The 9,131-nt window shown below is 53.9% G+C and carries 9 protein-coding genes; 5 read left to right on the top strand and 4 right to left on the bottom strand.

Translation table 11 applies throughout. The features are described 5' to 3' along the window. Positions 1 to 47 precede the first annotated feature (47 nt). From fbaA to epd, 3 genes are all read right to left on the bottom strand, one after another. Positions 48 to 1,127 carry a class II fructose-bisphosphate aldolase gene (fbaA, locus tag FDW95_RS04290; RefSeq protein ID WP_096755772.1) on the bottom strand — a complete coding sequence of 360 codons (1,080 nt, stop codon included), beginning with the start codon at positions 1,125 to 1,127 and terminating at the stop codon, positions 48 to 50. 97 nt (positions 1,128 to 1,224) lie between these two features. After that, positions 1,225 to 2,388, bottom strand: coding sequence for a phosphoglycerate kinase (pgk, locus tag FDW95_RS04285; protein WP_096755771.1), 1,164 nt, complete (start codon positions 2,386 to 2,388; stop codon positions 1,225 to 1,227). A 48-nt stretch (positions 2,389 to 2,436) separates the two neighbouring features. Next, positions 2,437 to 3,456, bottom strand: coding sequence for an erythrose-4-phosphate dehydrogenase (epd, locus tag FDW95_RS04280; protein ID WP_096755770.1), 1,020 nt, complete (start codon positions 3,454 to 3,456; stop codon positions 2,437 to 2,439). Between the two features lie 375 nt (positions 3,457 to 3,831). Here epd and FDW95_RS04275 point away from each other — a divergent pair, with 375 nt between their 5' ends. The 5 genes from FDW95_RS04275 to FDW95_RS04255 are packed head-to-tail and all read left to right on the top strand — an operon-like array spanning position 3,832 to position 6,886. Next, positions 3,832 to 4,257 (top strand): PPC domain-containing DNA-binding protein, encoded by a 426-nt coding sequence (locus tag FDW95_RS04275; RefSeq protein ID WP_115257526.1) that lies wholly within the window; start codon positions 3,832 to 3,834, stop codon positions 4,255 to 4,257. 24 nt (positions 4,258 to 4,281) lie between these two features. Next, a complete protein-coding gene (locus tag FDW95_RS04270; protein ID WP_115257525.1) occupies positions 4,282 to 4,860 on the top strand; it encodes an ECF transporter S component in 579 nt (192 codons plus the stop codon). Further along, positions 4,861 to 5,568: an energy-coupling factor transporter transmembrane component T gene (locus FDW95_RS04265; protein WP_115257524.1), complete on the top strand. Its 708-nt coding sequence runs from the start codon at positions 4,861 to 4,863 to the stop codon at positions 5,566 to 5,568. It begins immediately after the preceding gene. Next, a complete protein-coding gene (locus FDW95_RS04260; RefSeq protein WP_115257523.1) occupies positions 5,556 to 6,233 on the top strand; it encodes an energy-coupling factor ABC transporter ATP-binding protein in 678 nt (225 codons plus the stop codon). Before FDW95_RS04265 ends, FDW95_RS04260 begins: the two co-directional genes overlap by 13 nt. Further along, complete coding sequence (locus FDW95_RS04255) at positions 6,227 to 6,886, top strand: ATP-binding cassette domain-containing protein (RefSeq protein WP_115257522.1); 660 nt, start codon at positions 6,227 to 6,229, stop codon at positions 6,884 to 6,886. Before FDW95_RS04260 ends, FDW95_RS04255 begins: the two co-directional genes overlap by 7 nt. A 52-nt stretch (positions 6,887 to 6,938) precedes the next feature. On the opposite strand, the gene tkt is transcribed toward FDW95_RS04255, so the two are convergent. Continuing rightward, complete coding sequence (gene tkt / locus FDW95_RS04250) at positions 6,939 to 8,930, bottom strand: transketolase (RefSeq protein ID WP_096755758.1); 1,992 nt, start codon at positions 8,928 to 8,930, stop codon at positions 6,939 to 6,941. Positions 8,931 to 9,131 lie beyond the last annotated feature (201 nt).

The raw sequence follows: 9,131 nt of genomic DNA, 5'->3' as shown, positions 1-9,131 counted from the left end.
AAAAAGGCCCGCATTTGCGGGCCTGATGTCATGTTGAACAGCGTAAATTACAGAACGTCAACCGCGTTCAGTTCTTTGAAAGCCTGTTCCAGACGGGTGATCATGGTTGCCTGACCAGCACGCAGCCATACGCGCGGATCGTAGTATTTCTTGTTCGGCTGATCTTCGCCTTTCGGGTTACCCAACTGACCCTGCAGGTAAGCTTCGTTTGCTTTGTAGTAGTTCAGAACACCTTCCCAGGTCGCCCATTGGGTATCGGTATCGATGTTCATTTTCACTACGCCGTAGCTTACGGAGTCTTTGATTTCCTGAGCAGTAGAACCGGAACCGCCGTGGAAGACGAAGTTCAGGCTGTTGTGCGGCAGGTTATGTTTCTTAGAAACATAGTCCTGAGAGTCACGCAGGATAGTCGGGGTCAGAACCACGTTACCTGGTTTGTACACGCCGTGTACGTTACCGAAGGATGCCGCGATAGTGAAACGCGGGCTGATTTTGCTCAGCTCGGTGAACGCGTAATCAACGTCTTCTGGCTGGGTGTACAGTGCAGAAGCGTCCATGTGGCTATTGTCCACGCCGTCTTCTTCGCCACCGGTGCAACCCAGTTCGATTTCCAGAGTCATGTCCATTTTGGACATGCGCGCCAGGTATTTGGAGCAGATTTCGATGTTCTCTTCCAGAGACTCTTCCGACAGGTCGATCATGTGAGAAGAGAACAGCGGTTTGCCGGTTGCTGCGAAGTGTTTTTCACCCGCGTCCAACAGACCGTCGATCCACGGCAGCAGTTTCTTCGCGCAGTGGTCAGTGTGCAGGATAACCGGAACACCGTAGTGTTCAGCCATCTGGTGAACGTGATGCGCACCAGAGATAGCACCGAGGATTGCCGCGCCCTGAGGAACGTCAGACTTCACGCCTTTACCCGCGATGAATGCAGCGCCACCGTTGGAGAACTGAACGATTACCGGTGCTTTAACTTTTGCAGCGGTTTCCAGAACGGCGTTGATGGAGTCGGTACCGACGCAGTTAACAGCTGGCAGTGCAAAGTTGTTTTCTTTTGCTACCTGGAAAACTTTCTGTACGTCGTCGCCAGTGATGACGCCCGGTTTTACGAAATCAAAAATTTTAGACATGTTACGTAGTCCTGTATCTGTATCTTCGACCGTTGAAGAAGGTTCGCGAGCGTTTAAGCGCGCTGAAAAACAGGCGGGTCACCCCGCCTGAACTGAATTACTTCTTAGCACGCTCTTCGAGCATGGCTACTGCTGGCAGAACTTTGCCTTCCACGAACTCGAGGAATGCGCCGCCACCAGTGGAGATGTAGGAGATTTTGTCAGCGATGCCGAACAGGTCGATAGCCGCCAGGGTGTCGCCGCCGCCAGCGATAGAGAATGCTTCGCTGTCGGCAATGGCGTTAGCCACGATTTCAGTCCCTTTGCGGAAGTTCGGGAATTCAAACACGCCAACCGGGCCGTTCCACAGAATGGTTTTTGCATTCTTCAGGATTTCAGCCAGCTGCTGTGCAGATGCGTCACCGATATCCAGGATCTGCTCGTCTTCTTTCACGTCGTTAACAGATTTCAGCGTTGCAGGCGCAGTTTCAGAGAACTCAGTTGCTACGCGAACGTCAGCCGGTACCGGGATGTCGCAGAGAGTCAGCAGGCGCTTAGCTTCATCAACCAGGTCTGCTTCGTACAGGGATTTACCCACGTTGTGGCCTTGCGCGGCAACGAAGGTGTTGGCGATACCACCGCCGACGATCAGCTGATCAGCAATTTTAGACAGAGAGTCCAGAACGGTCAGTTTGGTAGAAACTTTAGAACCACCAACGATAGCAACCATCGGACGAGCCGGTTCTTTCAGAGCTTTACCCAGTGCGTCCAGCTCAGCGGCCAGCAGCGGACCCGCGCAAGCAACGTCAGCGAATTTCGCGATACCGTGAGTAGAAGCCTGCGCACGGTGAGCCGTACCGAAAGCATCCATGACGAATACATCGCACAGTGCAGCGTATTTTTTAGACAGTGCTTCGTCGTCTTTCTTCTCGCCTTTGTTAAAGCGAACGTTTTCCAGAACCACCAGTTCACCGGCTGCAACGTCAACGCCGTCGAGGTAATCTTTTACCAGACGAACCGGGTTAGACAGTTTGTCTTTCAGGTAGTTAACAACCGGCAGCAGAGAGAATTCTTCGTTGTACTCGCCTTCGGTAGGACGACCCAGGTGGGAAGTTACCATCACTTTTGCACCCTGTTTCAGGGCCAGTTCGATGGTCGGCAGAGACGCACGGATACGCGCATCGCTGGTTACTTTCCCTTCTTTAACTGGTACGTTCAGATCCGCACGGATAAAAACACGTTTACCAGCAAGATCCAGATCGGTCATCTTAATTACAGACATGGTGAATCCTCTCGTTGATTCTTAAAGTTTTGCAAGCGCTCACGCGCCTTACCTGAAACCAATAGCAGCCATCGCTAACGTTGTGTCGAGCATGCGGTTAGCAAAGCCCCATTCATTATCGCACCAGACCAATGTTTTGATCAGGTGAGCACCACTTACGCGCGTTTGCGTACCATCAACGATGGCGCTGTGCGGGTCGTGGTTAAAATCTACAGAGACCAACGGTAATTCCGTATAGTCAACTATACCATGAAATGCACCTTGTGCTGCTTTTTGCAGCAACTGGTTGACTTCACTCGCTTTTACTGGTTTTTTCACCGTCACGCTTAAGTCGATCGCCGTCACATTTATGGTCGGTACACGCACCGCAATCGCTTCAAAACGATCGTTAAATTGTGGAAAAATTCGTGTGATCCCCGCCGCCAGTTTGGTATCAACGGGAATAATCGACTGACTGGCTGCTCGCGTACGACGCAGGTCGGGATGATAGGCATCAATAACCTGTTGATCGTGCATCGCGGAGTGGATCGTCGTAACGGTGCCGGACTCGATGCCGTAAGCATCATCCAACAATTTAATAACGGGAATAATGCAATTCGTGGTGCAGGAGGCGTTGGAAACGATCCGGTCTTCAGCGCGCAGCTGATCCTGATTAACGCCAAACACAACGGTTGCGTCGATGTCGTGACTACCAGGATGTGAAAAGAGCACTTTTTTTGCACCTGCGGCAATATGCGCTTCGCCGTGTTCGCGGCTACCGAAGACCCCCGTACAGTCCAGCACGACGTCAACACCCAGTTCGCGCCACGGAAGCGCATCGAGTGTTCGCTCATGCAGAATGCGAATCGCGTCGTCGCCAACAATGAGCTGGTCGCGTTCCTGGCGAACATCCCAGGCAAAACGTCCATGGCTGGTGTCATATTTCAACAAATGCGCCATGCCTTCAGCACTCGCCAATTCGTTGATGGCCACCACGGTGATTTCCGCCCGACGCCCGGATTCATACAAAGCACGAACCACGTTGCGCCCGATGCGACCGAAACCATTAATCGCTACGCGTACGGTCATAGGTCTCCTGCAAGGATTTCTCAGAAACGATGTGGCTGACAGAGTAATGCAGCAAATCGCTCAGGGAAACCTTACCTGTCGCAAACTGCGACTGTTTGATTAATTGTCGAACATTTAATCGACTGAAACGCTTCAGCTAGAATAAGCGAAACAAGGAATAAAAGGAATGATTGTCCAGCAACAGAACACCGTTATCTGACTTACATCACATTTTAACGCTCTGCCCCGCTAAATTTATTCCATATTCCTGAATTGCGAATAAGCGTAGCAAGATTATTTCGTTGCCGTGTCACAAATCCTGATTTATATCAGAAAGCACCCTAGCCAGCGTCTATATTATCAGCGCTACGTCCGAGTCTCGGAGTCCCTCAACCTATGGTCACATACTCTCCTCACGCCTCTGCAGCTCGCTTTCATGCGCTGCGTTTACTCCCTGGCCAGGAAGTCTTTTCCCGACTGCACGATTTTATCCAACAGCATCAATTACATGCCGCCTGGATTGCCGGTTGTACCGGAAGTTTAACCCACGTTGCCTTACGCTTCGCGGGTCAGGAAGAAACCACATTGCTCACCGGCACCTGGGAAATTATCTCCCTGAACGGCACGCTGGAACTGACCGGCGAACACCTGCATCTTGCGGTTTCTGACCCACAGGGCGCGATGTTGGGAGGCCACATGATGCCGGGCTGTACCGTGCGAACCACGCTGGAACTGGTGATTGGCGAACTCACAGAGCTGGCGTTTAGCCGCCAACCTTGTGTCGTTTCCGGCTATGACGAACTGGTTATCACATCCCGTTAACGCTTCACTTTAAAGAGGTTTTCTATGGCGCGTCGCCAATTTTCCAGCCAGTCACTGGTACTGATTGTTATTGCCATCGCCATCAATATGGTCGGTGGACAGCTCATCAGCATGGTGAAACTGCCTATTTTTCTCGACTCCATCGGCACCATTATCAGCGCGGTGCTATTAGGCCCGATTGTGGGAATGTTAACGGGATTACTCACCAACCTGCTGTGGGGGTTACTCACCGATCCGATCGCTGCCGCCTTCGCGCCGGTAGCTATGGTTATCGGGCTGGTCGCAGGATGGCTGGCACGAGCAGGATGGTTTCGTACCTTACCGAAAGTAGTGACCAGCGGCGTCATCATTACCCTGGCCGTCACTGTCGTTGCCGTGCCTATCCGCACCACCTTGTTTGGCGGCGTGACCGGCAGCGGCGCTGATTTATTTGTTGCCTGGATGCACTCGGTTGGCGAGGGTCTGGTTGAGTCGGTGGCTGTCACGGTGATTGGCGCCAATCTGGTAGATAAAATTCTCACCGCCGTGATTGTTTGGGTACTGTTGCGCCAGCTTCCATTGCGCACCACACGTCATTTTCCAACGATGTCTGCTGTGCGCTAAATGCACCCGTTTACCTCGTTAACCCTGTGGGCGCTGGCCGCATGTTCCACATTGCTGCTACCCGCGGGAATACCGCTTACCGTTTACAGCACGGTCATGTTCCTGTTCTTACTCTGTATGCCAGCCACGCGTCCCCGGGCGAAATATGTCGTCTGGTTGATGGTGCCCCTGGGCGTTGGATTGTGGCTGGTCCACGGTGGCTGGTTGACCGAATGGATAAGCGGACAACCGCGCACGCCACAACGGTGGGCCGATGCCATCACGCTGTGGTTGCGGATCCTGGCAATTGTGTCAACGTCACAGCTGTGGATGCAGTACGTGCCGGTATCGCGGTTTATTCGCGCCCTGTTTGCCTCCCGCCTGCCACCCGGCGTTGCCTACCTGTTTGCAGGCCCGCTGCTGGTTGTTGAGCAACTCAAACGCCAGTTGGCGATTATTCACGAAGCCCAGCGCGCGCGCGGCGTGCCGTTGGACGAGCACTGGTATCAACGGCTGCGCGCCACGCCGGCGCTGATCGTGCCACTCACGCATAATGCGCTTAACGATCTGGTGGTTCGCGGGGCGGCACTGGACATGCGGGCCTTTCGTTTGCATCGTAGACGCACAACGTTATGGGCACCGGAGGACAGCACCTTACAACGCATTGCCCGCTACACGATGGTACTCGCCATGCTGGTCGAAACAGGAGTGTGGATATGGTTACGCTAGAGCAGTTTCGCTATCTCCCGACGCACGCCACGCGCCCACCAGCCTGCTTTGACTTCCACTATGCAGAACCCGGAATGGTGGCAATTTTCGGTGATAACGGCAGCGGAAAAAGTACGCTGGCACAGCTGATGGCAGGCTGGTACCCCGATTTTCTTCCCGGAGAGATTGAAGGGAAAGGAAAGTTGCTGGGAAATCCTGTCGGACAACTGTCACTCGTCGAGCAGTCGTGTACCATCCAACTGGTGCAGCAATCGCCTTATCTGCAGCTTTCTGGCTGCACATTCAGCGTGGAGGAAGAAGTGGCATTCGGCCCGGAGAACCTCCGCCTGCAGGAGGCTGAAATTATGCGTCGAATTGACGCGGCACTCACACTGACGGAATGCCAGTCGTTGCGCCATCGCCATCCAGGAACGCTTTCCGGCGGAGAAACACAGCGGGTGGTCATTGCCAGCGCGCTAGCCATGCAACCCAGAATATTGATTCTGGATGAAGCATTCAGTCGTCTGACGGCGCAGGCCACCAGTATGTTGCTGGATCGGTTGCATCAATGGGCGCAGGAACAACAGGCGTTGATTGTGCTTTTCGAACGCGACCACCCCCCTTTTATCAGCCATTGTCAGCAGGCATGGCAACTACGTGACGGAGCGCTATCCCCACAATGCTAATGCTTAACAAGGTGACGTATCGCTGGCCGAATGCCTCTTATAACTGCCTGCACAACATCTCGCTTAATCTTAACGCCGGTGAATGGCTGGCGCTGACGGGCGATAATGGCGCGGGAAAATCCACGCTGCTGCGCATCATGGCGGGCCTTCTGCCCCCCTCATCTGGCACGATAACCTTGAGTGACAGATCGATTGCGCAACTGAAAAACCGCGAAAGAGCTAAGGTGCTCGGCGTATTGTTTCAGGAAGCCGAAAACCAAATTTTTCACAGCAAGGTCGCAGAGGAAGTCGCCTTTGGATTGCGACTGCAAAAGCGTCCCGCCGCGGAGATTGCGCAACGTACTGCAGCAGCCCTGCAGTTATGTCAGTTAGCGGACGTCGCCGACGCTCATCCGCTGGATCTGCACACCGCGCAACGACGTATGGTCGCCGTCGCCAGCCTTGAAGCCATGGCACCGGCCCTTCTCCTGCTTGATGAACCGAGCCGGGATTTTGACGCACACTGGCTGGCGATATTTGAGAACTGGCTCGCGGTATGCCGCGCACGAGGTACTAGCGTGGTCGCGATCAGCCATGACGTTGCATTTACGCAGCGTCATTTTTCTCGCGTAGTGCGCCTTGAAACGGGTCAGCTACGCCAAGAAAAAATCTGACGCACAAAAAAAAGGGCCGCCTGAGCGACCCGTTATACCGTTGTAATCGTAATTACAGCAGTTCTTTGGCTTTCGCAACCACGTTGTCTACGGTGAAGCCAAACTCTTCAAACAGCAGCTCAGCCGGAGCAGACTCACCAAAGGTGGTCATACCGATGATAGCGCCGTTCAGGCCCACGTATTTGAACCAGTAGTCCGCGATACCCGCTTCAATTGCCACGCGAGCAGAGACAGCTTTCGGCAGCACGGATTCGCGATAAGCGGCATCCTGCTTGTCGAATGCATCGGTAGACGGCATGGAGACCACGCGCGCTTTAACGCCTTCCGCCGTCAGTTTGTCCCATGCAGCCACCGCCAGTTCAACTTCAGAACCGGTAGCAATGAAGATCAGCTCAGGCTGGCCAGCGCAATCTTTCAGCACGTAACCACCGCGTGCGATGTTTGCCAGCTGCTCTTCAGTACGTTCCTGCTGTGCCAGGTTCTGACGGGAGAGGATCAGCGCGGTCGGACCGTCCTGACGCTCAACGCCGTATTTCCACGCTACCGCAGATTCAACCTGGTCACATGGACGCCATGTGCTCATGTTCGGGGTCACGCGCAGAGAAGCAACCTGCTCTACCGGCTGGTGAGTCGGGCCATCTTCGCCCAAACCGATGGAATCGTGGGTATAGACCATCACTTGACGCTGTTTCATGAGTGCCGCCATACGCACCGCATTACGGGCATATTCAACGAACATCAGGAAGGTAGAGGTGTACGGCAGGAAACCACCGTGCAGCGCGATACCGTTAGCGATAGCGGTCATACCGAATTCACGAACACCGTAATGGATGTAGTTACCGGCAGCGTCTTCGTTAATGGCTTTAGAACCAGACCAGATAGTCAGGTTAGATGGGGCGAGGTCAGCGGAACCACCGAGGAATTCTGGCAGTAAAGGACCAAACGCTTCAATAGCGTTCTGGGATGCTTTACGGCTGGCGATTTTGGACGGATTGGCCTGCAGTTTAGCAATGAACTCATTCGCTTTCGCATCGAAGTCAGATGGCATTTCACCTTTCATACGACGGGTGAATTCAGCGGCTTCCTGCGGGAAGGCTTTCGCATAAGCAGCAAATTTCTCGTTCCACGCCGCTTCTTTAACCTGACCTGCTTCTTTCGCATCCCACTGTGCGTAGATTTCAGACGGGATTTCAAACGGCGCGTATTTCCAGCCCAGCTGCTCGCGGGTCAGTGCAATTTCTGCGTCGCCCAGCGGTGCACCGTGAGAGTCGTGGGTGCCAGCTTTGTTCGGGGAACCGAAACCGATGATGGTTTTGCACATCAGCAGGGACGGTTTGTCGGTCACTGCGCGGGCTTCTTCTACTGCGCGCTTAATCGCATCAGCATCATGGCCATCAACGCCACGCACCACGTGCCAGCCGTAAGCTTCGAAACGCTTCGCGGTGTCATCAGTGAACCAGCCTTCAACGTGACCATCGATAGAAATACCGTTGTCATCGTAGAACGCAATCAGTTTGCCCAGCTTCAGCGTACCAGCCAGAGAACATACCTCGTGAGAGATACCTTCCATCATGCAGCCGTCGCCCATGAAGGCGTAGGTGAAGTGGTCAACAATGTCGTGACCTGGACGGTTAAACTGCGCCGCCAGCGTTTTTTCAGCGATAGCCATACCCACCGCGTTAGCGATGCCCTGACCCAGCGGACCGGTAGTCGTTTCCACACCCGCGGTATAACCCACTTCCGGGTGACCCGGCGTTTTGGAGTGCAGCTGACGGAAGTTCTGCAGCTCAGACATCGGCAGGTCGTAGCCGGAGAGGTGCAGCAAACTATAAATCAGCATTGAGCCGTGACCGTTTGACAACACGAAGCGGTCACGGTCAGCCCAGGACGGGTTATTTGGGTTGTGGTTCAGGAAATCACGCCACAGGACTTCGGCAATGTCAGCCATACCCATCGGGGCACCCGGATGACCGGATTTGGCTTTCTGTACTGCGTCCATGCTCAGCGCACGAATAGCATTGGCAAGCTCTTTACGTGAGGACATTTTGACTCCAGATCGGATAATGAAGGCTGTGCCCGGAACGACTTGACGACAGAGCGTTTTGGGCTACGCCGGAAAAAAGTGCCAACAATGTAACCCAAGCCGCGTGCCATGTACATGGAGCATCCTTTTACCGCTTCAGAAATCTCTGGATCCTGCACGCATGTTGCGCAATCTTCTCGCCCGCTTGTTGTTCTTTTCTTT

Source organism: Citrobacter sp. wls718 (assembly GCF_005280945.1).
Taxonomy (GTDB): domain Bacteria; phylum Pseudomonadota; class Gammaproteobacteria; order Enterobacterales; family Enterobacteriaceae; genus Citrobacter; species Citrobacter gillenii.
Note: the sequence above shows the minus strand (reverse complement) of the source record. Positions and strands in the feature narration are given on the sequence as shown.

Bases quoted from the DNA above. Each gene is read 5' to 3' on its own strand.
- fbaA (WP_096755772.1), bottom strand. From the start codon at position 1,127: ATGTCTAAAATTTTTGATTTCGTAAAACCGGGCGTCATCACTGGCGAC.
- pgk (WP_096755771.1), bottom strand. From the start codon at position 2,388: ATGTCTGTAATTAAGATGACCGATCTGGATCTTGCTGGTAAACGTGTT.
- epd (WP_096755770.1), bottom strand. From the start codon at position 3,456: ATGACCGTACGCGTAGCGATTAATGGTTTCGGTCGCATCGGGCGCAAC.
- FDW95_RS04275 (WP_115257526.1), top strand. From the start codon at position 3,832: ATGGTCACATACTCTCCTCACGCCTCTGCAGCTCGCTTTCATGCGCTG.
- FDW95_RS04270 (WP_115257525.1), top strand. From the start codon at position 4,282: ATGGCGCGTCGCCAATTTTCCAGCCAGTCACTGGTACTGATTGTTATT.
- FDW95_RS04265 (WP_115257524.1), top strand. From the start codon at position 4,861: ATGCACCCGTTTACCTCGTTAACCCTGTGGGCGCTGGCCGCATGTTCC.
- FDW95_RS04260 (WP_115257523.1), top strand. From the start codon at position 5,556: ATGGTTACGCTAGAGCAGTTTCGCTATCTCCCGACGCACGCCACGCGC.
- FDW95_RS04255 (WP_115257522.1), top strand. From the start codon at position 6,227: ATGCTAATGCTTAACAAGGTGACGTATCGCTGGCCGAATGCCTCTTAT.
- tkt (WP_096755758.1), bottom strand. From the start codon at position 8,930: ATGTCCTCACGTAAAGAGCTTGCCAATGCTATTCGTGCGCTGAGCATG.